At 61.3% G+C, this 23,154-nt stretch carries 19 protein-coding genes; 10 read left to right on the plus strand and 9 right to left on the minus strand.

The genetic code is table 11. The features are described 5' to 3' along the window. Nucleotides 1-23: 23 nt before the first annotated feature. The 8 genes from phaZ to DYL59_RS10865 all read right to left on the minus strand — a co-directional run bounded on the left by phaZ (nucleotide 24) and on the right by DYL59_RS10865 (nucleotide 10,554). Entirely contained in the window at nucleotides 24-869 is an 846-nt protein-coding gene (gene phaZ / locus DYL59_RS10825; RefSeq protein WP_135289178.1) for a poly(3-hydroxyalkanoate) depolymerase, read from the minus strand. Nucleotides 870-1,058: 189 nt separating this feature from the next. After that, on the minus strand, nucleotides 1,059-2,738 hold the full coding sequence (gene phaC / locus DYL59_RS10830; protein WP_135289179.1) for a class II poly(R)-hydroxyalkanoic acid synthase: 1,680 nt from the start codon (nucleotides 2,736-2,738) through the stop codon (nucleotides 1,059-1,061). Between the two features lie 249 nt (nucleotides 2,739-2,987). Next, a complete protein-coding gene (locus tag DYL59_RS10835) occupies nucleotides 2,988-3,365 on the minus strand; it encodes a gamma-butyrobetaine hydroxylase family protein (RefSeq protein WP_012721806.1) in 378 nt (125 codons plus the stop codon). Nucleotides 3,366-3,513: 148 nt separating this feature from the next. Beyond that, nucleotides 3,514-4,851 (minus strand): ATP-dependent protease ATPase subunit HslU, encoded by a 1,338-nt coding sequence (gene hslU, locus DYL59_RS10840; protein ID WP_135289180.1) that lies wholly within the window; start codon nucleotides 4,849-4,851, stop codon nucleotides 3,514-3,516. A 37-nt stretch (nucleotides 4,852-4,888) separates the two neighbouring features. Then, on the minus strand, nucleotides 4,889-5,419 hold the full coding sequence (hslV, locus tag DYL59_RS10845; RefSeq protein ID WP_010563201.1) for an ATP-dependent protease subunit HslV: 531 nt from the start codon (nucleotides 5,417-5,419) through the stop codon (nucleotides 4,889-4,891). A 257-nt stretch (nucleotides 5,420-5,676) separates the two neighbouring features. Then, nucleotides 5,677-6,378 (minus strand): SPOR domain-containing protein, encoded by a 702-nt coding sequence (locus DYL59_RS10850; protein ID WP_135289181.1) that lies wholly within the window; start codon nucleotides 6,376-6,378, stop codon nucleotides 5,677-5,679. 1 nt (nucleotide 6,379) lies between these two features. Next, nucleotides 6,380-8,116, minus strand: coding sequence for an arginine--tRNA ligase (gene argS, locus DYL59_RS10855; RefSeq protein ID WP_135289182.1), 1,737 nt, complete (start codon nucleotides 8,114-8,116; stop codon nucleotides 6,380-6,382). A 218-nt stretch (nucleotides 8,117-8,334) separates the two neighbouring features. Next, complete coding sequence (locus DYL59_RS10865; protein ID WP_135289183.1) at nucleotides 8,335-10,554, minus strand: primosomal protein N'; 2,220 nt, start codon at nucleotides 10,552-10,554, stop codon at nucleotides 8,335-8,337. A 218-nt stretch (nucleotides 10,555-10,772) separates the two neighbouring features. Here DYL59_RS10865 and rpmE point away from each other — a divergent pair, with 218 nt between their 5' ends. From rpmE to DYL59_RS10880, 3 genes are all read left to right on the plus strand, one after another. Further along, the gene (rpmE, locus tag DYL59_RS10870; RefSeq protein ID WP_005784030.1) at nucleotides 10,773-11,006 is read left to right on the plus strand and encodes a 50S ribosomal protein L31; all 234 of its coding nucleotides are present in this window, start codon (nucleotides 10,773-10,775) and stop codon (nucleotides 11,004-11,006) included. A 14-nt stretch (nucleotides 11,007-11,020) separates the two neighbouring features. Continuing rightward, nucleotides 11,021-11,827 carry a thermonuclease family protein gene (locus DYL59_RS10875; protein WP_135289184.1) on the plus strand — a complete coding sequence of 269 codons (807 nt, stop codon included), beginning with the start codon at nucleotides 11,021-11,023 and terminating at the stop codon, nucleotides 11,825-11,827. A gap of 181 nt (nucleotides 11,828-12,008) precedes the next feature. After that, a complete protein-coding gene (locus DYL59_RS10880; RefSeq protein ID WP_135289185.1) occupies nucleotides 12,009-13,277 on the plus strand; it encodes a malic enzyme-like NAD(P)-binding protein in 1,269 nt (422 codons plus the stop codon). Between the two features lie 210 nt (nucleotides 13,278-13,487). Here DYL59_RS10880 and DYL59_RS10885 read toward each other — a convergent pair whose 3' ends face one another. Continuing rightward, nucleotides 13,488-15,950, minus strand: a complete 2,463-nt coding sequence (locus DYL59_RS10885) for a penicillin-binding protein 1A (protein ID WP_420359278.1) — start codon at nucleotides 15,948-15,950, stop codon at nucleotides 13,488-13,490. Between the two features lie 221 nt (nucleotides 15,951-16,171). Between DYL59_RS10885 and pilM the strand changes: the two genes are divergently transcribed. The 7 genes from pilM (at nucleotide 16,172) to DYL59_RS10920 (ending at nucleotide 23,056) form a co-directional block, all read left to right on the plus strand. Then, nucleotides 16,172-16,825, plus strand: a complete 654-nt coding sequence (gene pilM, locus DYL59_RS10890) for a type IV pilus biogenesis protein PilM (RefSeq protein WP_135289187.1) — start codon at nucleotides 16,172-16,174, stop codon at nucleotides 16,823-16,825. Further along, entirely contained in the window at nucleotides 16,825-17,376 is a 552-nt protein-coding gene (locus tag DYL59_RS10895; RefSeq protein ID WP_135289188.1) for a PilN domain-containing protein, read from the plus strand. Before pilM ends, DYL59_RS10895 begins: the two co-directional genes overlap by 1 nt. After that, nucleotides 17,373-18,344 carry a pilus assembly protein PilP gene (locus tag DYL59_RS10900; protein ID WP_135289189.1) on the plus strand — a complete coding sequence of 324 codons (972 nt, stop codon included), beginning with the start codon at nucleotides 17,373-17,375 and terminating at the stop codon, nucleotides 18,342-18,344. The genes DYL59_RS10895 and DYL59_RS10900 overlap by 4 nt, the downstream gene beginning before the upstream one ends. Before the next feature lie 70 nt (nucleotides 18,345-18,414). Further along, on the plus strand, nucleotides 18,415-19,740 hold the full coding sequence (locus DYL59_RS10905) for a type IV pilus secretin PilQ (protein ID WP_135289239.1): 1,326 nt from the start codon (nucleotides 18,415-18,417) through the stop codon (nucleotides 19,738-19,740). Between the two features lie 4 nt (nucleotides 19,741-19,744). Continuing rightward, nucleotides 19,745-20,263 (plus strand): shikimate kinase AroK, encoded by a 519-nt coding sequence (gene aroK / locus DYL59_RS10910; RefSeq protein ID WP_105695062.1) that lies wholly within the window; start codon nucleotides 19,745-19,747, stop codon nucleotides 20,261-20,263. A gap of 125 nt (nucleotides 20,264-20,388) precedes the next feature. Next, nucleotides 20,389-21,489 carry a 3-dehydroquinate synthase gene (gene aroB, locus DYL59_RS10915; RefSeq protein ID WP_135289190.1) on the plus strand — a complete coding sequence of 367 codons (1,101 nt, stop codon included), beginning with the start codon at nucleotides 20,389-20,391 and terminating at the stop codon, nucleotides 21,487-21,489. 10 nt (nucleotides 21,490-21,499) lie between these two features. After that, entirely contained in the window at nucleotides 21,500-23,056 is a 1,557-nt protein-coding gene (locus DYL59_RS10920) for an SPOR domain-containing protein (RefSeq protein ID WP_135289191.1), read from the plus strand. Nucleotides 23,057-23,154: the final 98 nt, after the last annotated feature.

Raw genomic sequence — 23,154 nt, forward strand, 5'->3', positions numbered from 1 at the left:
CAAGTTGCGCGGCGGTGTGGTCCTTACACGGCCGGGCGCGGATGAATCACCGCACGCATACGCTCCTCTTCCAAAAACTTCATGATGATCGGCGCCACGGCTTCGGCCCGTGTAATCAGGAACAGATGGCCGTCATCGATGATGTGCAACTGCGCATTGGGAATGCGCCAGGCCAGCATGCGCATGTTGATCAGCGGGATCAGCGGGTCGTCGTCCCCCGCCAGCACCAGGGTGGGCTGGCGGATCTTGTGCAGCCAATGGATGCTGGTCCAGCCAAGCCCTGCGAACAGTTGCCAGTAGTAACCCAGCTTGCCGGCCGAACGCACTTTGCTGGCGTGGTCGGCGGCAAGGTTGGAATCGCGACGGAACGAGCCGCCATAAATCATCGGCGCAATGCGCACCACATGGGACGGTTGGATATAGCGGCGTGGGCTTGCCATCAGCCACAGCACTTTTGGTTTGCCCGGCACCATCACCGCGCCTGCCGCCGTGGCAGCCAGGATCAGTTTTTTGCAGCGCTCCGGGTAGTCGTAGGCAAATTGCTGCGCCAGGGCGCCGCCCCAGGACACTCCCACAGCGTTGACCTGGCCGTAGTCCAGGTAATCGAGCATGCGCGCAGTGAGCTTGGCCAAACCGGGGAAGCGATAGGGCCGTTTGGGCGTGGACGAGCCACCCACGCCCGGCACGTCGAAGGCAATGACCTCCAGGTCCGGATCCAGGGCCTGGACGAACGGAAACACCAACTCAAGGTTGGCGCCGATGCCGTTGAAGATCAGCAGCGGCGTCAAGTGAGGCTTGCCCGGGCGCACCGCCGTGCGGATGGTCTGGCCATCCAGGTCGATGGTACGGAAGATGAACGGTTGCGGCATGGGCCTACCCTGCAAAATGGCGCACTAATTCCCTGTAGGAACTCGGTCAGTGTGGGAGCGGCGGTGCGACGATTCGACTTGCTCGCGAAGGCGGTCTGTCAGCAACAGATGTACTGACTGACCCAGCGCTTTCGCGAGCAAGCCCGCTCCCACATTTGACCGCATTCCAACTACAAAGCTGTGTTTCGCTTAGCGTTCGTGTACATAGGTGCCGGGTGCCGCTTCGGCTGCGGCGTAAGTCTTGTTACCCAGACTCGTCGGCGCCTTCTTCAGCTTACCGGCCCGCTCCGCCTGCCACGCTTGCCAATGCAGCCACCACGAATCGGTGTGCTTGGTGGCATTTTCCTGCCATTCCAGCGGTTTCGCCGTCAGGCTGTCACTGGTCTGATAGCGCGCCTTGGGGTTGCCCGGCGGGTTGAGGATGCTCTGGATATGCCCGCTGCTGGACAACACGAACTCCACCTTGCCCCCAAACAATTGCGCCGATTTGTAGCAAGACTGCCATGGCGTGATGTGGTCGTTGGTGCCCGCCAGGGAATAAATGTCTGCGGTAACCTGCTTGAGGTCGATGGGCGTGCCGCACACTTCCAGGGCATTGGCGCGCACCAGCGGGTTGTTCTTGAACAGTTCAATCAGGTCGCCGTGGAACGCGGCGGGCAAGCGGGTGGTGTCATTGTTCCAGAACAGGATGTCGAACACCGGGGGTTCATTGCCCAGCAGGTAGTTGTTGACCCAGTAGTTCCAGATCAAGTCGTTGGGGCGCATCCACGCGAATACCTTGGCCATGTCGCGGCCTTCCAGCACACCGGCCTGGTAGGAGTGGCGCTTGGCCGCCTCCAGGGTCTGCTCATCGACGAACAGCGCCACCTGGGTGTCCAGGGTGGTGTCCAGCACGCTCACCAACAGGGTCAGGGCGTTGACCTTCTTTTCCCCCAGCGCGGCATAGTGGCCGAGCAGGGCGGTGCAGGTAATACCGCCGGAGCAGGCGCCGAGCATGTTGATGTCTTTGCTGCCGGTGATGGCGGTCACTACATCCACCGCTTCCTTGAGCGCCTCGATGTAGGTCGACAACCCCCACTCGCGCTGGGCCTTGGTCGGGTTGCGCCAACTGACGATAAAGGTCTGCTGGCCATTGCGCAGGCAAAAGCGCGCCAGGCTCTTATCCGGGCTCAGGTCGAAGACATAGAATTTATTGATCTGCGGCGGCACCACCAGCAGGGGGCGCTCGTGCACCTGTTCGGTGATCGGCTTGTACTGGATAAGCTCCAGCACGTCGTTGCGAAACACCACCGCGCCTTCGCTGGTGCCCAGGGTCTTGCCCACTTCGAAGGCGCCCATGTTGACCTGGCTGGGCATGCCGCCGTTGTGCACCATGTCCTTGGCCAGGTGGGACAGGCCGTCCAGCAGGCTCTTGCCGCCGGTTTCAAAGAAGCGTTTGACCGCCGCCGGGTTGGCCGCGCTGTTGGTGGGGGCCATGGCTTCGGTCATCAGGTTGATCACGAAGTGGCCGCGGCTGATGTCCTGGTCAGACAGGTTGCTGTCGCCGATCCAGTCATGCAGTTCCTTGCGCCACGCCAGGTAGGTTTGCAGGTAGCGCTTGTAGAGCGGGTTCTGGCTCCAGGCCGGGTCATGGAAGCGGCGGTCGTCGCTCTCGGGCACCAGTTGGGATTTGCCGAACATCACGTTCTTCAATTCGACGCCAAAGTGGGCGACGTGCTTGACGCTGTGCAACGGTTGCTTGATGGCTTGGGTCAGCACCATCTTCGCCGAGGCGAGTAAATCCTTTTTCCGTAACGCGATGATCGGGTTGAGCCCCAGGGTGTTTTCCGAGGCTTGGCGTTTCAAGTCATCGTTGTTCTTGTTACTCATCTACGACGCTCCATTGTCCGAAAGACGAGTACCCGTTACCGCTGTGCATCAAATCTCGATACACAACACAAGCCAGGTACTGCGACTCGGGTGACCGTTGATACCGCATCGTCAAATGCAGGGAACTTGCCAGTTCCATTGGTTACCCGAGTTTAATTTTTTTCGCAAGCGGGCCAATCGTTGGCCACGAGACTGGGCATTCAAGCAGATGAAATTAGAAAATGCCCTCTAAAGAGCAAGACGCCTGGGCTAGAGCATCAGCCGCACGACCGACTCGCTCGGATCGCGGGTTTTACCAGCGGCTTTGAGTTCGGCCAGATAATCGGCCCACAGCGCATCCTGACGCACGGCCAGCTGGTAGAGGTAGTCCCAGGTGAACAGTCCGCTGTCATGACCATCGTCAAAGGTCAATTTCAGTGCGTACTGGCCAGCGGGCTCGATCTTGGTGAGCCGGACGTTGAGCTTGCCGAATTGCAGGATAGGCTTGCCGTGGCCCTGTACCTCAGCGGAAGGCGAGTGGGTGCGCAGCAGTTCAGCGGGGAGTTGGTACACCTCGTCGGGCCCGTAGGTGAGGCCGAGGGTGTTGGAGGTTTTGTGCAGGTTTACAGCAGTAGGAAATTTGGACATTGGAGATAACCCTGAAGAAACCGGCGTAAAAATGTGGGAGGGGGCTTGCCCCCGATAGCAGTGTGTCAGTCAGCATATCTCTATCTGACAGACCGCCATCGGGAGCAAGCCCCCTCCCACATTAGAGCAAAGCAGTTCTGCGTGTGGCTTACAGAATGTAGCGCGACAGATCTTCGTTCTGCGCCAATTCGCCCAAGTGGCTGTTGACGTATTCTGCGTCGATCTTGATCACTTCGCCATTTTGCGCCCCAGCCAAATCGCCAGCACTGAAGGACACTTCCTCCAGCAACCGCTCCAGCAAGGTGTGCAAACGACGCGCACCGATGTTCTCGGTCTTCTCGTTGACCTGCCAGGCAATCTCCGCCAAACGCTTGATGCCGTCCGGCTGGAACTCGATCCCCAAGCCTTCGGTTTTCAGCAGCTCACGGTATTGCTCGGTAAGCGAAGCATGCGGCTCGCTGAGGATGCGCTCGAAGTCGCCTGGGGTCAGCGCCTTGAGCTCAACACGAATCGGCAGGCGGCCTTGCAGCTCCGGCACCAGGTCGCTTGGCTTGCTCAGGTGGAACGCGCCGGAGGCGATAAACAGGATGTGGTCGGTCTTGACCATACCCAGCTTGGTGTTCACCGTGCAGCCTTCGATCAGCGGCAGCAAGTCGCGCTGTACGCCTTCGCGGGACACATCGACGCCACCGGAGTTGCCACGCTTGGCCACCTTGTCGATCTCGTCGATAAACACGATGCCGTGCTGCTCGACCGCTTCGAGGGCCTTGGCCTTGAGTTCTTCCTCGTTCACCAGGCGCCCGGCTTCTTCGTCGCGCACCAGCTTCAGCGCGTCTTTGACCTTGAGCTTGCGGCTTTTCTTCTTGCCCTTGCCCATGTTGGCGAACAGGTTCTGCAACTGGCTGGTCATTTCTTCCATGCCAGGCGGGGCAGAGATATCGACGCCGGACACTTCGGCAACTTCGATTTCGATTTCCTTGTCATCCAGCTGGCCTTCACGCAGGCGCTTGCGGAACAGCTGACGGGTGTTGGAGTCGGAGGCCGGTGCGGCGTCTTCGTTGAAGCCCATGCGCGCCGGTGGCAGCAGGGCATCGAGGATGCGTTCTTCGGCAGCGTCTTCGGCGCGGTGGCTGACCTTGGTCATTTCCTGCTCGCGCAACAGCTTCAGCGCGGCGTCGGCCAGGTCACGGATGATCGATTCGACATCGCGGCCCACATAGCCCACCTCAGTGAACTTGGTGGCCTCGACCTTGATGAACGGTGCGTTGGCCAGCTTGGCCAAGCGACGGGCGATTTCGGTTTTACCGACGCCTGTAGGGCCGATCATCAGGATGTTCTTGGGCGTCACTTCAACGCGCAGTTCTTCGGGCAGTTGCATCCGGCGCCAGCGGTTACGCAGCGCAATGGCAACGGCGCGCTTGGCATCGTCCTGGCCGATGATATGGCGGTTGAGTTCGTGGACGATTTCGCGGGGAGTCATGGACATAGTGTTTGGCGGCCTCAAGCGGGAATAAGCCTACGGCTTACTCGGCGAGGTCCTGCTCCTCAATGGTGAAGTTGTGGTTGGTGAACACGCAGATATCGCCGGCGATGCCCAGGGCAGTCTCGACGATCTCACGGGCCGACAGGTCGGTTTTCTTCAACAGTGCGCTGGCGGCCGCCTGGGCGTAGCCACCGCCGGAACCCATGGCGATCAGGCCATGTTCAGGCTCAACCACATCGCCGTTACCGGTGATGATCAGGGATGCGTCTTTGTTGGCTACGGCCAGCATGGCTTCCAGGCGGCTGAGGGAGCGGTCGGTGCGCCATTCTTTGGCGAGCTCGACGGCGGCACGTACGAGGTGGCCCTGGTGTTTTTCCAGTTGGCCTTCAAAGCGCTCGAACAGGGTGAAGGCGTCGGCGGTAGCGCCGGCAAAGCCCGCGAGAACCTGGCCGTGGTACAGGCGACGCACTTTCTTGGCGTTGCCTTTCATCACGGTATTGCCAAGGGAAACCTGGCCGTCGCCGCCCATGACGACTTTGCCGTGGCGACGTACTGAAACGATGGTGGTCAAGGGGAGAGTCTCCACGCAGCGGGGCGAAAATGCCCTGATGAAAACTCATATGGGGGTGGCGGGGGGGATTTCAACCGTAGGGGCAGTATGCGGACGAGTGGTGTTTATAGGTCTTACACCTTTTCAAGAGCACCACAAAACCAAATGTGGGAGGGGGCTTGCTCCCGATGGCAGTGGATCAATCAGCACATGTATTGGCTGACACACTGCTATCGGGAGCAAGCCCCCTCCCACATTTGATCCAGGTTGGCTGAAGGTCAGCGGCTCTGGCGTTGTTGTAACAACAGGTTGCTAAAGCCCGCGCCGGCCAATTGCTTCTGCGCCACGGTCAACTGTTCACGGTTGCTGAACGGCCCCACCAACACGCGATACCAGGTCGCGTCCTTTACCGTGCCAGACTCCACCGTCACCGCCTGGCCCAGCAAAATAATCTGCGCCCGTACACGATCCGCATCTGCCTGTTTGGGGAACGAGCCCGCTTGCAGGAAGAACTTGGTCACCGGAGCTGCCTTGGTTTCTGCAACAGGCGGTGCTGGCGGTGGGGTGATGCCGGCCAGCGCGGCCTGCGCACGTGCCGTGTCGATCTTCGCCGCTTCCGCAGGGGTAACCGGTGTGGTTGGCACTTGCGGCGTCGGCAGGGTTTTCTCCGGCACGGCGTCAGGCGGCACGATCACTTCCGACTCCGGCAGCAGCGTGTAGAAGTCGTATTTGGGCTTCACCGGCGCTGTCGGGCTTGGCGTGGTCTTGTTGGCTTCGGCCATTTTCGTGGCTTTCTGCTGCTCCTGTTTGACCCGTTTGACGTCATCGCCCTTACCTGGGTCCAGCTTCATCAAGAACACGATAAATGCACCGACCGTAAGGCCGATGGCCATCCACAACCAGCCCGGAATCGGTTTCTTCGCTGGGGCCTGGTAGCGGCTGGCGCCGCGCTTGGGTGCAGGTTTTTTCTTGGCAGCCAACTTACATACGCTCCAGGGTTTCCAGGCCCAACAGTTCCAGGCCTTGCTTGAGGGTGCGACCCGCCAGTGCGGCAAGGCGCAGGCGGCTTTGCTTCTGGGCTTCGTCGTCTGCGGTCAGGATCGGGCAGTTCTCATAGAAGCTGGAGAACAGGCCAGCGACTTCGTACAGGTAGGTGCACAGGATGTGCGGCGTGCCTTTCTCGCCGACGCTGTTGAGCACTTCGCCAAATTGCGCCAGCTTGGCCGCCAGTTCCTGTTCGTGCGGGGCATCCAGCACGATCTGGCCCTGGACCTCGCTGAAGTCCTTGCCCAGCTTGCGGAACACGCCGGCCACACGGGTGTAGGCGTAGAGCAGGTACGGCGCGGTGTTGCCTTCGAAGTTGAGCATCAGCTCGAAGTTGAAGCTGTAGTCGCTGGTGCGGTGCTTGGACAGGTCGGCGTATTTCACCGCGCCAATGCCCACCACGCGGGCGATGTTGCGCAGGTCGGCTTCGGCCAGTTCCGGGTTCTTTTCCTTCACCAGGTTGTAGGCACGGTCCTGGGCTTCATTGAGCAGGTCGATCAATTTGACGGTGCCGCCGTCGCGGGTTTTGAACGGGCGGCCATCCGCGCCGTTCATGGTGCCAAAGCCCATGTGTTCCATGTGCATCGGGTGGGTGATAAAGCCCGCGCGACGCGCCACTTCGAACACTTGCTGGAAGTGCAGGGCCTGGCGCTGGTCCACGAAGTACAGCGCACGATCAGCCTTGAGCACGCCACTGCGGTAGCGAACGGCCGCCAGGTCGGTGGTGGCGTACAGGTAGCCGCCATCGGCCTTGACGATGATCACCGGCAGCGGCTCGCCGTCGGCGGTCTTGAATTCTTCGAGGAACACGCACTGGGCGCCGTTGCTTTCCACCAGCAGGCCTTTGGCCTTGAGGTCGTTGACCACGTTGATCAGGTCGTCGTTGTAGGCGCTTTCGCCCATCACATCGGCCATGGTCAATTTGACGTTGAGCAGCTCGTAGATTTCCTGGCAGTGGGACAGGGAGATATCACGGAAGCGGCTCCACAACTCCAGGCATTCCTTGTCGCCGGCCTGCAGCTTGACCACCAGGCCACGGGAGCGGTCGGCGAATTCTTCGGATTCGTCGAAGCGCTTCTTGGCGGCGCGGTAGAAGTTTTCCAGGTCTGACAGCTCATTGCTGGTGATCGGGTTTTCTTGCAGGTAGGCCATCAGCATGCCGAACTGGGTACCCCAGTCGCCCACATGGTTTTGGCGGATCACGGTGTCGCCGAGAAACTCCAGCACGCGCGCTACGCCGTCGCCAATGATGGTCGAACGCAGATGGCCGACGTGCATTTCCTTGGCCAGGTTCGGTGCCGATAGATCGATGACCACGCGCTGGGTGCCGCCGGCCTTGCGTGCGCCAATGTTCGGGTCGGCCAGGGCCGCATCCAGGCGCGAAGCCAGGGCCTGGGTGTTCTGGAAGAAGTTGATAAAGCCTGGGCCGGCGATTTCAGCCTTGGTGACGCTCTCGTCGGCCGGCAGGGCGGCAATGATTTTTTCCGCCAGGTCGCGCGGCTTCATGCCCGCAGGCTTGGACAGCATCATCGCGATGTTGCTGGCGAAGTCGCCGTGGGTCTTGTCGCGGGTGTTTTCCACCTGGATCGCCGGCGTCAGGCCTTCAGGCAACACACCTTCGTTGACGAGTTGGGTGAGGGCTTGTTGGATCAGCTGGCGAATGGTGTCTTTCATGGTGTTCTCTTTGTGCCGCAAGCGGCGGCGCGCGATGCGCAGGTGGAAAAACTGGGCATTATCCGTGGCGAGGGCGGGCTTGCCAACCGTTCCGGACCTGCGGGGCTCATGTAGGAGCGAGCTTGCCCGCGAAAATCGTCAACGATGACGCGGGTTTGCGGGTGATACGTGGCGCTCTCGGGTTTTTCGCGAGCAAGCTCGCTCCTACAGTGTGGGGTTTAGTACAAATCTACCGGGTCCACATCCAACGACCATCGCACCTGCCGGCCGCTGGGCATTTGCTCCAGGGCAAGCAACCAGCTACTTAATAGCCGATGCAATGGTGCGCGGGACGTCGCCTGCAAGAGTAGCTGAGCGCGGTAGCGGCCAGCGCGACGTTCCATGGGGGCAGGCACCGGGCCGAGCAATTCGATGCCGGTGAGGCCCAGTTCGCCGAGTAACCCTTCGGCAGCGCTGCATGCCTCGTCGAGAAAACCTTCCGCTTGCCCCGGTTTGTGGGCTTCGGCCCGTAGCAGCGCCAAATGGGAAAACGGCGGCAAACCGGCGGCGCGACGCTCACTCAACGCCTGTTCGGCGAAGGCAAAGTAGCCTTGTTCTGTCAGTTGGATCAGCAGCGGGTGGTCGGCCAGGTGGGTCTGGATAATCACTTTGCCTGGCTCTTCGGCGCGGCCTGCGCGGCCAGCAACCTGCACGATCAGTTGCGCCATGCGCTCGCTGGCGCGGAAGTCGCCGGAGAACAGGCCGCCGTCGGCATCCAGGATCGACACCAGGGTGACCCGTGGAAAGTGGTGCCCCTTGGCGAGCATCTGCGTGCCGATCAGGATGCACGGTTGGCCTTTCTGGATGGTGGCGAACAGTTGGTTCATCGCGTCTTTGCGCGAGGTGCTGTCACGGTCGACCCGCAGCACCGGATAGTCCGGGAACAAAATGCCCAGGCGTTCTTCCGCCCGTTCGGTGCCCGCGCCCACCGGTCGCAGGTCCACTTTGCCGCATTGCGGACAGTGCCGCGGCACCCGTTCCACATGGCCGCAGTGATGGCAACGCAGTTCGCCGTAGCGTTGGTGCACGGTCATGCGCGCGTCGCAGCGCTCGCATTCGGACATCCAGCCGCAGTCATGGCACAAGAGCGTCGGCGCAAAGCCGCGGCGGTTGAGGAACACCAGCACTTGCTGGCCAGCGGCGAGGGTCTGGCCGATGGCTTGTTGCATCGGGCCGGAAATGCCGCTGTCCAGCGGGCGGCTTTTTACGTCCAGGCGCAGGAAGCGCGGTTGTTTGGCGCCACCGGCTCGCTCGTTGAGACGTAGGAGGCCGTAACGGCCGGTGTAGGCGTTGTGCAAGCTCTCCAAGGACGGCGTGGCCGACCCCAGCACGATCGGGATGTCTTCTTGGCGTGCGCGCACCAGCGCCAAATCGCGGGCGTGGTAGCGCAGGCCTTCCTGCTGTTTGTAGGAGCCGTCGTGCTCCTCGTCGATGATGATCAGTCCGGGGTTTTTCATCGGGGTGAACAGCGCCGAACGGGTGCCGATAATAATGTCGGCCTCGCCGTCCCGTGCCGCCAGCCAGGACTCCAGGCGCTCACGGTCATTGACCGCCGAGTGCACCAGGGCGATGCGCGCATTGAAACGCTGCTCGAAGCGCGCCAGGGTCTGCGGGCCCAGGTTGATCTCGGGGATCAGCACCAGCGCCTGTTTGCCAGCCTGGAGCGTTTCGCGGATCAACTGCAAATACACTTCGGTCTTGCCGCTGCCGGTGACGCCGGCCAGCAGGAACGCGTGGAAGCTGTCGAAGCCTGCGCGTATCGCCTCATAGGCGGCGCGTTGCTCGGGGTTGAGCGGCAACTCCGGTTGGGCCAGCCAGTGTTCGTGGCGTGGGTCGGGGGCGTGCTTGCGGATTTCCACCTGCACCAGGCCCTTGGCGAGCAGCAGGTCGAGGCTGTCTTTGCTCAGCATCAGCTTGCTTAGCAGCTGATGGGCCACGCCGTGGGGGTGCTGGGCGAGCGTGGCCAGGGCTTCACGCTGGCGCGGGGCACGGGCGATGCGCGGGTCGTCCAGGCGTGCATCGGGGGCCATCGACCAGAAACGTTCCTGGCGTGCTTCGGCCAGCTCGCCCTGGCGCAGCAGCACCGGCAGCGCCCAGCTCAGGGTGTCGCCCAGGCTGTGCTGGTAATACTGGGCGGTCCACAGGCACAGCTTGAACAGCGCCGGTGGTAGCGGCGGGGTGGCATCGAGCATGGCCAGGGCGGGCTTGAGCTTCTCGGCCGGCACTTCGCTGTGGTCGGCGACTTCCACCAGGATGCCGATCATTTCCCGTCGCCCAAACGGCACCCGCACACGCATGCCCGGCTGCAACTGCGCCCGCAGCACGCCGGCCGGGGCCCGGTAGTCGAACAGGCGGCGCAGGGGCGAGGGCAAGGCTAGGCGCAAAATGGCGTCGGGCACGCGGGGGGTCTCATCTATAAAGGCAGGCGGTGGCGCAGGGGCGGGAGCCTAGCAGACAGGGGAGGGCTTGGGGTAGCCGATGGTTTTCTGATGAAAGGACGGTTCGCACCCTTAGCGCCGCTTGCGTGATTAAAAAGGTCTGGTAGAATCCGCGGCCTAATTACGTGCGGTATTCGACAATAGTGTCGAGTGGCGGCACGCTAGCCCGAGGAAGTGCCATGAAAGCCGATATCCATCCAGCGTACGAAACCATCGAAGTAACCTGCAGCTGCGGCAACAAGTTCGAAACCCGTTCGAACCTGTGCAAGCCACTGGGTACTGACGTATGCAACGAGTGCCACCCGTTCTACACCGGTAAGCAGAAGACTCTGGACACCGGCGGCCGCGTACAGCGCTTCGCAGATCGCTTTGGTGCTTTCGGCAAGAAGCCTGCTGCTACTCCAGCAGAGTAAGGCTCAAAGGCCTTATGGGCTTTTGCAAGCTGTTGAAAAAGGCGTCCCTTTGGGGCGCCTTTTTTGTGCCTGGGATTTGGCTCGCGCCAGCCCAGGCCCACGTGTTTTGCCCGGCACCGCCGTCCCTGGCCCAGGTGGAGGTGCAGCGCGTGGTGGATGGCGACACGGTGCGCCTCAAGGATGGCCGCAGCGTGCGCATGATCGGCCTTAATGCCCCGGAAACCGCCAAGAAAGATCGGACGGATGAACCCTATGCCGTCGCCGCCCGCCAGCGCCTGCAGGCGTTGATTACGGCCAGCGGCAGCCGCGTTGGCGTGGTGCCGGGTCGTGAGAGCAAGGACCGTTATGGTCGAACATTGGCCCATCTCTACGGTGCCGACGGCGAGAATCTTGAAGCGCGGCTCTTGGCCGAAGGCTTGGGGTTCCAGGTGGGCGTGGCGCCCAATGTCGATCTTGTCACTTGCCAACAGGCTGCCGAAAACAGTGCCCGTAAGGCGCGGTTGGGTCTGTGGCGGCAGTCGCCGGTGCAAAACGTGGCGCAGCTCAAGCAGTCCGGCTTTGCCCTGGTCAGCGGCCAAGTGAGCAAGGTTGAGCGCAATCGCGGTGGGATCTGGATCGAATTGCAGGGTTCACTGGTATTGCGCATCGCTCCCGACTTGGCCCGTAAATTCGACAGCGATTTGTTGAATGGCCTGCAAGGCAAGACCATCGAGGCGCGTGGCTGGCTACAGGATCGCGCCAAACGTGGCGGCATAAAAAACGGCCAGGCACGCTGGTTGCTGCCAATCACCGACCCCAGCATGCTCAAATCGACGAATTAATAAAAAATTGTAGACATTTTTTTATTCGATTGTGAACAGTTGAGCCCTTGTATCCCGTGGCCTTAGACCAAAGTACGTCGCTTTGGGGCCTTGACACCGGTGACTACCCAGTCTTGTAGGGACTTTGCGACACGCGTATCCTCGGCGGTCCGTCGACCAACAGTAAAAGCGGAATGCCGATATGTCTGATTTGAAAACTGCCGCTCTCGAATATCATGCCAATCCTCGTCCAGGAAAGCTGAGTGTAGAGCTCACCAAAGCCACCGCCACCGCCCGCGACCTGTCGCTGGCCTACAGCCCTGGCGTGGCCGAGCCCGTACGTGAAATCGCCCGCGACCCTGAGCTGGCGTACAAGTACACCGGCAAAGGCAACCTGGTTGCAGTGATTTCCGATGGCACCGCGATTCTCGGCCTGGGTAACCTCGGCCCATTGGCTTCCAAGCCAGTCATGGAAGGTAAAGGCGTGCTGTTCAAGCGCTTTGCCGGCATCGACGTTTTCGACATCGAAGTCGACTCCGAGAGCCCGCAGGCTTTCATCGACACCGTCAAGCGCATTTCCATCACCTTCGGTGGCATCAACCTGGAAGACATCAAGGCACCTGAGTGCTTCGAGATCGAAAAGGCCCTGATCGAGCAGTGCGACATTCCGGTATTCCACGATGACCAGCACGGCACCGCGATCGTTACCGCTGCCGGCATGATCAACGCCCTGGAAATCGCTGGCAAAACCCTGTCTGACGCCAAGATCGTCTGCCTGGGCGCCGGCGCTGCGGCCATCTCCTGCATGAAGCTGATCGTGAGCATGGGTGCCAAGCTCGAGAACATCTACATGGTCGACAGCAAGGGCGTGATCCAGTCCGAGCGTACCGACCTGAACCAGTACAAGGCGATGTTTGCCCACCCGTCCTCCAAGCGCACCCTGGCTGACGCCCTGGACGGTGCAGACGTGTTCGTTGGCCTGTCCGGCCCGAACCTGCTGAGCGCTGAAGGCCTCAAATCCATGGCGGCCAACCCGATCGTGTTTGCCTGCTCCAACCCGGACCCAGAAATCTCGCCGGAACTGGCTCACGCCACCCGCAGCGACGTGATCATGGCCACCGGCCGTTCGGACTACCCGAACCAGGTCAACAACGTACTGGGCTTCCCGTTCATCTTCCGTGGTGCCCTGGACGTTCGCGCCAAGCGCATCAACGAAGAGATGAAAGTGGCTGCCGCCAACGCCCTGCGTGAACTGGCCAAGCTGCCGGTGCCTCAGGACGTGTGCGACGCCTACGGTGGCGCCAAGCTGGAATTCGGTCGTGAGTACATTATTCCGAAGCCAATGGACAAGCGCCTGATCACCCTGATCTCCGATGCCGTGGCCAAGGCCGCTATCGAAACCGGCGTGGCCACCCTGCCGTATCCGAAGAACTACCCGCTGCAAAGCGTGGATGATGTGTTCAACGGCTAAGCCGTTGTAGCGCACCAACAAAAAGCCCCGGCTCTTGCGAGTCGGGGCTTTTTGCTGTGGGGCCATTTACTTGGGCTTGGCGTAGATCCAAATGTGGGAGCGGGCTTGCTCGCGAAAGCGGTGTATCAGTCGCCAGTTACGCTGACTGACACTCCTCTTTCGCGAGCAAGCCCGCTCCCACACTGGATCTGCATTCAGGCGCAGATCGCGTTAGAACAAATCAATCGGCGCTGCCTCGTCTGCCGGTAGCGGGCTGCCCGGTGCCACGCCATTGCCCAGCTCATTGACCGACGGCGGGGTGTCTTCGCTCTTGAACAGTTCGAAGTACGCATTCGGTGTGCTTGGCGAGGCTGCACGGCCGCTGACCGGGTCGATCCGCAGGCTGAGGATGCCTTCGGGCTCAGGTTGGGTGTGCAGGGGCTTGTCCTTCAAGGCTGCGCCCATGTAGCTCATCCAGATCGGCAGCGCGACGGTGCCACCAAACTCGCGACGGCCAAGGCTTTCTGGCTGGTCGTAGCCGGTCCAGACGGTGGTCACGTAATCGGCGTTGTAGCCGGAGAACCAGGCGTCCTTGGACTCGTTGGTGGTACCGGTCTTGCCGGCGATGTCTGCGCGGCCCAGGGCCAGAGCGCGGCGGCCGGTACCCTTCTTGATCACATCCTCAAGGATGCTGTTGAGAATGTAAGTGGTGCGGCCATCCACCACGCGTTCGGCAACGGCCGGTGCCTGGGGTTCGGTTGGCGTGGTGGTGTTCGCGGTTGGCGCTGCACCCGGCGTCGGCTCGATGGTGATCCCCCCATTGCTCGGTGCGGCCAGGCCGTCGGTGGCGGCTACGCCGTTGACCACATCGCCCGGTACCCGTGGCGGGTTGGCGGTGAAGAGGGTATCGCCATTGCGGCTCTCGATCTTGTCGATCAGGTACGGCGCGATCTTATAACCGCCGTTGGCAAAGGTGCTCCAGCCCGTGGCGATCTCCATCGGCGTCAGGGTCGCGGTGCCCAGGGCCAGGGACAGGTTGGGCGGCAGGTCTGACTTGTTGAAGCCAAAGCGGGTGATGTAGTCGATGGTCTTGCCCACGCCCATGGCCTGCAGCAGACGGATCGACACCAGGTTGCGCGACTTGTACAGCGCCTCGCGGATGCGGATCGGGCCGAGGAAGGTGTTGGTGTCGTTCTTAGGTCGCCAGACTTTATCCAGGTACTCATCGACAAACACGATCGGCGCATCGTTGACCAGGCTGGCGGCGGTGTAGCCGTTGTCCAGTGCGGCACTGTAGATGAATGGCTTGAAGCTCGAACCCGGCTGGCGCTTGGCCTGGGTGGCGCGGTTGTAGTTGCTCTGCTCGAAGGCAAAGCCGCCCACCAGCGCGCGGATTGCACCGTTCTGCGGGTCGAGGGAAACCAGCGCGCCCTGGGCCAGCGGCACCTGGCTGAACTTGAGGCTGTCGTCCTTCTGGCGTTGCACGCGGATCAAGTCACCCACCTGTGCCACATCCGACGGCTGCTTGGGCATGGGGCCCATGCTGTTGGTGTTCAGGAACGGGCGCGCCCATTTCATGCTGTCCCAGCTCACACGGGCTTCACCGGTGCGGGTCAGGACCTGCACCCCATCTTTGCTCACCTGGGTGACGATGGCTGGCTCCAGGCCGCTGATGGTGCGTTGCTTGCTCAGTTCTGTGGTCCATGCGCTCAGGGTCTTGCCCGGCAGGCGCGATTCAGGGCCGCGATAGCCGTGACGCTGGTCGTAGGTGACCAGGCCTGAATGCACTGCGTTATTGGCGAAGTCCTGCAAGTCGCTTGGCACCGTGGTGGTCACGCGGAAGCCCTCTGTGTAGGCCTCGCTGCCATAGCGGCCGACCATCTCGGCGCGAGCCATTTCGGCAATGTAGGGCGCGTTCACTTCCGGCGTCGGTACGTGGTAGCTGGCGTTCAGCGGCTCGGCCACTGCACTTTCATAGGCGGCCTGGTCGATCTTGCCCAGCTTGTACATGCGCCCCAGGATCCAGTCGCGACGCTCTTTGCTGCGCGCGGGATTGGCCAGGGGGTTGAAGCGCGAAGGGGCCTTGGGCAGGCCGGCAATCATGGCCATCTGCGCCAGGCTGGCGTCACGGATGGACTTGCCGTAGTACACCTGGGAAGCGGCCTCGATACCGTAGGCGCGGTTGCCCAGGTAGATCTTGTTCACGTACAGCTCAAGGATCTCGTCCTTGGTCAGCTGGCGTTCGATCTGCAGGGCCAGCAGGATTTCGGTGGCTTTGCGCGAAAAACTGCGCTCGCTGGTGAGGAAGAAGTTCTTCGCCACCTGCATGGTGATGGTGCTGCCGCCCGATTGAATGTGGCCACTTTTTACCAGTTGTGTAGCTGCGCGCACCAGGCTGCTGGGGTCCACGCCATAGTGGTTGGCAAAATTATCGTCTTCGGCCGACAGCAGGGCACTGATGAAATTAGGCGGAATATCGGCAAAACGGATCGGTGTGCGGCGCATTTCGCCGAACTCCGCGATCAGTTTTTCGTCGCTGCTGTAGACCCGCAAAGGAATCTGCAACTGGATACTTCTGAGGGCCTCTACGGAAGGTAAACCCGGACTAAGGTAGAGGTAGGCACCGCTGAGTACGAGCAGCAGCCCGCAGAAAATCGCGACAATGGAGTACCCGAAAAACTTCAGCAGACGAATCAAGGCTTTTGGATTTCCAGAGAAAAGAATGAGTTAGGCGTCGGGGCATGCATGGCAAACGATGGATCAACCCGAGCGGCAGATAAAAAGCGGGAAAAAACGCTGGGCATTAAAGCATTTTTCGACTTGGGGCGTCATTCGCGGCTCTCCAACATGTCGACCGAATGCATGGCGCCCAGCGGCAATCAGGCGGTATGACAGGCAAAGTTTTAGGGAGTTTTATGAGAAAGGGATTTTTCACGGGAAAAACCGACACCGTCGTGGGTGTCGATATCAGTGACACGGCCATCCGGTTGGTGGAGTTGGGCCGTTGCGGCAGTCGTTACAGCATCCAGGGTTTCGCCTCCCAGGCGCTGCCCGCCCACGCAGTGGTCGATGGTGCGTTGCTGGATCTCGACAGCATAGGGCGCACCCTGCACACAGCATGGCCTCGGCTGCAGACGTCGGCCCGTGGCGCGGCGGTTGCGGTGTCCGGGCCTTCGGTTATTACGCGGGTTATCGAGATGTCGGCTGGGCTCAGCGATGATGAAATGGCCTGGATGATCCAGTCTGAGGCGGACCAGTACATTCCTTACCCGCTGGACGAAGTCGCCATCGACTTTCAGGTTCAAGGGCATTCGGCTCAGGACCCGACGCGAGTCGAGGTGTTGCTGGCGGCTTGCCTGAAGGCGCATGTGGAATCCAGGGAGGCGGTTTTGGCCTTGGCGGGGCTGGTGCCGAAGGTGGTCGACATCGAAGCGTTTGCATTGGCGCGTGCTTGCCGTCAGGATTTCGCCAGCTTCACGCCGAGCCATCGTGTCGATGGTGCACAATGGGCAGTGAATGTCCAAGGGATGGGAGTTGCTTGCGGGTTGGCCCTGAGGAGTTTCGCTTGATGACACGAATCAACCTTTTGCCTTGGCGCCAGGCGCTGGCGCAGCGGCGGCGCAAGTATTTCCTCGCGTTCTTGCTGGCGTTCGCTGGTGTGGCGCTGGCTGCCGTGTGGCTGGCGGATCAGGTGATCGACCAGGCGATCGATCGGCAAGTCACGCGTAACAGTCATCTGGATAAAGAAGTCGCCGTTCAGGATGCGCGGATCAGGACCATTGACGATCTGCAGGTGCAAAGCCAGCAACTGGCGGAGCGCATGAAGGTTGTGCAGGACCTGCACGATGGCCGTTCGTCCGGCGCACAGCTGCTGGATCAGCTGGCGCGCACCGTGCCTGAAGGTGTGCATTTGCACGAAGTGGTTGCCAAGGGCGATACGGTGAGCATCAGCGGCAGTGCCGAATCCAGCCAGGACATCGCCCAGCTGATGCGCCGCCTGGAAGCCTCCGAAGGTACCCGCGCCACTCGGCTGCAGCATGTGCGTACCGACAGTGTTCGCGGTAACAATGAATTTCAATTGACGGTGCGCCAGGGAGAGTCCTCCGAGGTTCAGCCGTGAGCCTGCCCGGGCTCACACTTCGCACACTCATTCACCGCGCTGCAAAATGGCCGCTACCTGGCAAGGCCTTGCTGGGTTGTGCGCTGGCGGGGGCGGTGTGGGTGGTCGGTGAGGGGGTGTATCTGAGCCCTTCACGGGAACGGTTGCAGCAGGCCGAAGCGCGCGAAGCTGCCTTGCAGCAGCAAATTGCGCAAAAGGCAGCCCAGTCTGCCGGCCTTGAAGCGCGTCACCACCAGTTACTGGTGATGCGGGAGAAGGTCGACGCGCTGTTGCAGCAATTGCCGGGCGAATCCGAAATGCCGGGCTTGCTGGAAGATATTGCACGCCTGGCTCTGGCCAATGGTTTGCTGGTCGAGAGCGTCACACCCCTGCAGGAACAGCCTCAGCCGCTCTATACCGAGCAATCGGTGCAGATTGGCGTGGCAGGTGCGTATCACGACCTGGCGATGTTCGTGAGTGCGCTGGGTGGCCTTGCACGAATCACCACGACACACGATGTTGCCCTGCGGCCAGATGGCAAGCTGCTGCGCCTGGATTTACTGGCCAAGGTCTATTGGCATGGGCGGCAGGACAGTGGGAGGCGCAAGCGCTCTGTGCAGCCTCTCTCCTTCACCTACGATTCGTCCGGCCTGCGGGACCCGTTCCTGCTGCATGCCTTGCAACCCGACCATACGCCTGGCCGCCCGGCCACTGCGCCAGACCTCAGCAGGCCGCGTGGCGTGCTGGAAAGCCTGGCGGTGGAGCAATTTGAAATGGTCGGCACGCTGTCCCGTGGCCTGCACACTTTCGCCCTGTTGCGCGCCGCCTCCCAAGTGCATCGCCTGGCAGTCGGTGACTACTTGGGGCTGGACCACGGTCGGGTCACGGCCATCCATGATGGCTATGTGGAACTGGTCGAACTGTTCCCCGATGAACAGGGCGCGTGGCTGGAGCGCCCGCGGACCCTTGTGTTGAACGTCAACTCATAACGGAAGCAAAACAATGAAAAGGACTTTCTCGTCCTTCGGTGTAGCGCTATGGATAGCGCTTTCGGCACCGATGGCTGCTGCTGTGCCCAATCGCGTCGACCTGATCCATCTGCCGCCGCCCGACACTACGGTGGCGGGCGTCTATGCCGGTGGCCCGATGAACCTCAATTTCCAGAACATCGAGTTGCGCACGGCGTTGCAGCAAATCGCCGATGTGGCAGGGCTCAATCTGGTCGCCGGTGACGATGTACAGGGTTCAGTCACCCTGCGCCTGAAAAACGTGCCCTGGGACCAGGCGCTGGACCTGGTGCTTCAAGCCAAGGGCCTGGATAAGCGGGTCAAGGCCGGCGTGTTGCTGGTGGCGCCCGCCGAGGAGTTGGCGGCGCGTGAGTTGTTGCTGTTGGAGTCGCGCAAACAGGTGGCCGAACTGGCGCCCCTGCGCCGGGAACTACTGCAGGTCAACTACGCCAAGGCGGCGGACCTGGCCAAGCTGTTCCAGTCCGTGACCGGCCTGGAGGGCACCACCGATGAGCGCGGTTCGGTGGCCGTGGATGACCGCACCAACAACATCATTGCCTACCAAACCACTGAGCGGCTGGAAGAACTGCGGCGCATCGTGGCGCAATTGGATATCCCGGTGCGCCAAGTGATGATCGAGGCGCGGATTGTGGAGGCCAATGTCGATTATGACAAAAGCCTGGGGGCACGCTGGGGTGGACGGATCAGTCGTGGCAATTGGAGTGCGGGGGGTATCAATAAACCCGTGGCTGAGGGCACCGAACCGCCGGAAAGCCCGTCCAGTTCTCCGTTTGTCGATTTGGGGGCGATTACCGGCACGTCCGGCCTGGGCATCGCCTACATCACCGACAACCTCTTGCTGGACCTGGAACTGACCGCCATGGAAAAAACCGGCAACGGCGAAATCGTCTCGCAGCCCAAGGTGGTGACGTCCGACAAAGAAACGGCGCGGATACTCAAGGGCACCGAGATTCCCTATCAGGAATCCAGCTCCAGTGGCGCCACTTCGGTGTCGTTCAAGGAGGCTTCGTTGTCCCTGGAAGTCACCCCGCAGATCACCCCGGACGACCGGGTGATCATGGAGGTCAAGGTCACCAAGGATGAACCCGACTACCTGAATAAACTCAACGATGTGCCGCCCATCAAGAAGAACGAAGTCAACGCCAAAGTGCTGGTCAAGGATGGCGAGACCATCGTCATTGGCGGGGTTTTCTCCAATACCCAAAGCAAAGTGGTAGATAAAGTGCCATTTTTGGGCGATGTGCCGTATCTTGGCCGCCTTTTCCGGCGCGATGTGCTGGCGGAGAAAAAATCCGAGCTGCTGGTATTCCTGACTCCGCGTATTATGAATAACCAGGCGATTGCTGTGAGTCGTTGATTCTGTGCGAAATTTGATTCTTGTAGGACCGATGGGGGCTGGAAAAAGCACCATCGGCCGTTTGCTGGCCAAAGAGCTGCGCCTGCCATTCAAAGATTCCGATAAGGAAATTGAAGTGCGCACGGGTGCCAATATCCCATGGATCTTCGATAAGGAAGGCGAGCTGGGCTTTCGTGACCGCGAGCAGGCGATGATCGCAGAGCTGTGTGGCCTCGATGGCGTGGTATTGGCCACCGGCGGCGGCGCGGTGATGCGCGAAGAAAACCGCCGGGCGCTGCATGCCGGCGGCCGCGTGGTCTATCTGCATGCCTCGGTCGAGCAGCAGGTGGGCCGCACCGCCCGCGATCGAAATCGCCCGTTGCTGCGCACGGCCAACCCGGAGAAAACCCTGCGGGACCTGCTCACACTGCGCGATCCGCTGTATCGGGAAATTGCCGATCTGGTGGTCGAAACCGATGAGCGGCCGCCCCGGATGGTGGTCCTCGACATTCTTGAGCGCCTGCAACGGCTGCCACCCCGTTAAAGCCAGGCCCGAAATGCGCTATTCTCGGCGGCGCGCCAACACCCTTTGAGGTGTGGCGTAGAGCCATCAGGCAACGCCGGTTTCTGGCGTTGCTGGTCGTCAATACATCTCTAACGCGGGGACACATGCAGACACTTAAGGTCGATCTAGGCGAGCGCAGCTACCCGATCCATATTGGCGAAGGTCTGCTGGACCAGCCCGAGTTGCTTGCACCGCACATTGCCGGGCGGCAAGTGGCGATCATCTCCAATGAGACCGTCGCGCCACTGTATCTTGAGCGTCTGAGCCGCAGCCTGGCGGCCTATTCCGTGATCTCGGTGATCCTGCCCGATGGCGAAGCCCACAAGAACTGGGAAACCCTGCAACTGATCTTTGATGGTCTGTTGACTGCCCGCCATGATCGCCGCACCACTGTGATTGCCCTGGGTGGCGGTGTGATCGGCGATATGGCCGGTTTTGCGGCGGCCTGCTACCAGCGTGGCGTGGACTTTATCCAGGTGCCCACCACCTTGTTGTCCCAGGTCGATTCGTCGGTGGGTGGCAAGACCGGTATCAATCATCCGCTGGGCAAGAACATGGTCGGCGCGTTCTATCAGCCCCAGGCTGTACTGATCGACACTGCAACCCTCAACACCCTGCCACCGCGTGAACTGTCTGCGGGCCTGGCGGAGGTCATCAAGTACGGTCTGATCTGCGACGAGCCGTTTCTCACCTGGCTCGAAGAGCATGTAGATGCCCTGCGCGGTCTGGACCAGGCAGCGCTTACCGAAGCCATTTCCCGCTCGTGCGCCGCCAAGGCGCTGGTGGTGAATGCCGACGAACGGGAGTCCGGTGTACGGGCTACCTTGAACTTGGGGCACACCTTCGGCCATGCGATCGAAACCCACATGGGCTATGGTGTGTGGCTGCATGGGGAGGCCGTAGCGGCTGGCACAGTGATGGCTTTGGAGATGTCGCAACGCCTGGGCTGGATCAGCGCCCAGGAGCGCGATCGTGGTATCCGCCTGTTCCAGCGCGCCGGTTTGCCGGTTATCCCGCCGCAAGAGATGACCGAGGCGGACTTCCTCGAACATATGGCGATAGACAAGAAAGTGATCGACGGTCGACTGCGACTGGTGCTGCTGCGCCACATGGGCGAAGCGGTGGTGACCGACGATTATCCAAAAGAGATTCTACAAGCCACGCTGGGCGCGGATTACCGTGCCCTGGCTCAGCTGAAAGGTTAATCAGATCCCGATGACTAGTTTGCATGCCGACGAGGCGTTCCTCGGCCATTACCAGTTAAGCCACGACCCTTTTGCTCCACGGGTACCTGGTTTCAAATTTTTCCCGGCCCAGCGCAAGCCAGTGCTCGGCCAGCTGCACCATCTGGCGCGTTACAGCCAGTTGCTGCTGGTGGTGACCGGCCCGTTGGGCAGCGGCAAGACCTTGCTGCGCCAGGCCCTGGTGGCCAGCACCAACAAGCAGTCGGTGCAGAGCGTGGTGGTGTCGGCCCGTGGCAACGGCGATGCGGCGGGCGTGCTGCGCCAAGTCGCGCAGTCGCTGGACGTGGCCACCGCCGAGCCGAACGCGATCCTCAAGCAGGTTGTGCAACTGGGCCTGACCGGCCAGGAAGTCTACCTGCTGGTGGATGACGCCGAGCAGCTCGACGAATCTGCCCTTGAAGCCCTGCTGGCGCTGGCGGCAGGTACGCCGGAAGGTCGCCCTCATGTGTTCCTGTTTGGTGAGTCGTCGCTGATCGCCGATCTGGAGCAGATCAGCGGTGAGCAAGAGCTGTTCCACGTTATCGAGTTGCAGCCGTACGAAGAAGAAGAAACCCGGGAGTACCTGGCTCAACGCCTGGAGGGCGCAGGCGCGGGTATCGAACTTTTCTCCGCCCAACAGATCTCTGATATTCACGAAAGCTCTGACGGCTGGCCTGGCACCATCAATCAGGTCGCCCGCGATGCGATGATCGAAGCCATGATTGCCAGCCGCTCTGCGGTCAAGCGTCCAAAGATGGGGTTCACTATGCCTAAGAAGCACGTATTGGCTATTTCCGCCGTTGTCGTGGTCGCCGTTGCCGCCGCCTGGTTGATCCCGGGTCGCAACAAGGCGCCCACCACTGCCGGCGCGCCAACAGAGCAGGCGCAGTTGCCACTGGGCAAGCCTACTCCAAACGTCGAGTTCGCCAATTCCGGCCAACCCACCAACCTGCCGATGGTCGGCCAGCCCGTGATGCGCGGCCCACTCGCCGAAGAAGCCGGTGGTATCTCCGAAGGCGACGACGGCGTACCGGTGGAAGGCTCCAGCGCCACACCGCCGACGGTGACCACTACCGCGCCACCTGCGGGCGTGCCAGCGGGTCAGCCAGCGGCCAAGCCAACGCCTGCGCCTACGGTGGCTACTGCCAAGCCTGCACCGGTGACCAAGCCGGTTGCACCTGCGCCAGCAGCCAAGCCAGCTCCGGCCCCAGCGGCCAAGCCTGTTGAAAAACCCGTCACTGTCGCCAAGGCCGGTACTGCTGGCAGCGGTTGGTACGGCAGCCAGCCCGCGAGCAACTTCGTGGTGCAGATCCTGGGCACCAGCTCCGAAGCCAACGCCCAGGCGTTCGTGAAAGAGCAGGGCGGCGAGTACCGTTATTTCAAGAAAGTGCTCAACGGCAAGCCTCTGTACGTGATCACCTACGGCAACTTCGCAAGCCGTGCCGCAGCTGATTCTGCGATCAAAACCTTGCCAGCGAAGGTTCAGGCTGGTAAACCTTGGCCTCGCACTGTCGCCAGCGTTCAACAAGAACTGGCAGCAACTCGCTGAAGATCCGGCGGCCTTACCCAGGCCGCCCTCCCGGCACCTCAAAAAAAATCGCATGGCGTGCAGCTTCCCAGAAGCCGCGCGCTTTGTGGTGTCTGCGT

Source organism: Pseudomonas kairouanensis (genome assembly GCF_004682055.1).
GTDB classification, from domain to species: Bacteria; Pseudomonadota; Gammaproteobacteria; order Pseudomonadales; family Pseudomonadaceae; genus Aquipseudomonas; species Aquipseudomonas kairouanensis.

What these genes read in the sequence shown, in the direction of transcription:
- phaZ (WP_135289178.1), bottom strand. Translation starts at nt 869, where the DNA reads ATGCCGCAACCGTTCATCTTCCGTACCATCGACCTGGATGGCCAGACC.
- phaC (WP_135289179.1), bottom strand. Translation starts at nt 2,738, where the DNA reads ATGAGTAACAAGAACAACGATGACTTGAAACGCCAAGCCTCGGAAAAC.
- DYL59_RS10835 (WP_012721806.1), bottom strand. Translation starts at nt 3,365, where the DNA reads ATGTCCAAATTTCCTACTGCTGTAAACCTGCACAAAACCTCCAACACC.
- hslU (WP_135289180.1), bottom strand. Translation starts at nt 4,851, where the DNA reads ATGTCCATGACTCCCCGCGAAATCGTCCACGAACTCAACCGCCATATC.
- argS (WP_135289182.1), bottom strand. Translation starts at nt 8,116, where the DNA reads ATGAAAGACACCATTCGCCAGCTGATCCAACAAGCCCTCACCCAACTC.
- rpmE (WP_005784030.1), top strand. Translation starts at nt 10,773, where the DNA reads ATGAAAGCCGATATCCATCCAGCGTACGAAACCATCGAAGTAACCTGC.
- DYL59_RS10875 (WP_135289184.1), top strand. Translation starts at nt 11,021, where the DNA reads ATGGGCTTTTGCAAGCTGTTGAAAAAGGCGTCCCTTTGGGGCGCCTTT.
- DYL59_RS10880 (WP_135289185.1), top strand. Translation starts at nt 12,009, where the DNA reads ATGTCTGATTTGAAAACTGCCGCTCTCGAATATCATGCCAATCCTCGT.
- pilM (WP_135289187.1), top strand. Translation starts at nt 16,172, where the DNA reads ATGAGAAAGGGATTTTTCACGGGAAAAACCGACACCGTCGTGGGTGTC.
- DYL59_RS10895 (WP_135289188.1), top strand. Translation starts at nt 16,825, where the DNA reads ATGACACGAATCAACCTTTTGCCTTGGCGCCAGGCGCTGGCGCAGCGG.
- DYL59_RS10905 (WP_135289239.1), top strand. Translation starts at nt 18,415, where the DNA reads ATGGCTGCTGCTGTGCCCAATCGCGTCGACCTGATCCATCTGCCGCCG.
- aroB (WP_135289190.1), top strand. Translation starts at nt 20,389, where the DNA reads ATGCAGACACTTAAGGTCGATCTAGGCGAGCGCAGCTACCCGATCCAT.
- DYL59_RS10920 (WP_135289191.1), top strand. Translation starts at nt 21,500, where the DNA reads ATGACTAGTTTGCATGCCGACGAGGCGTTCCTCGGCCATTACCAGTTA.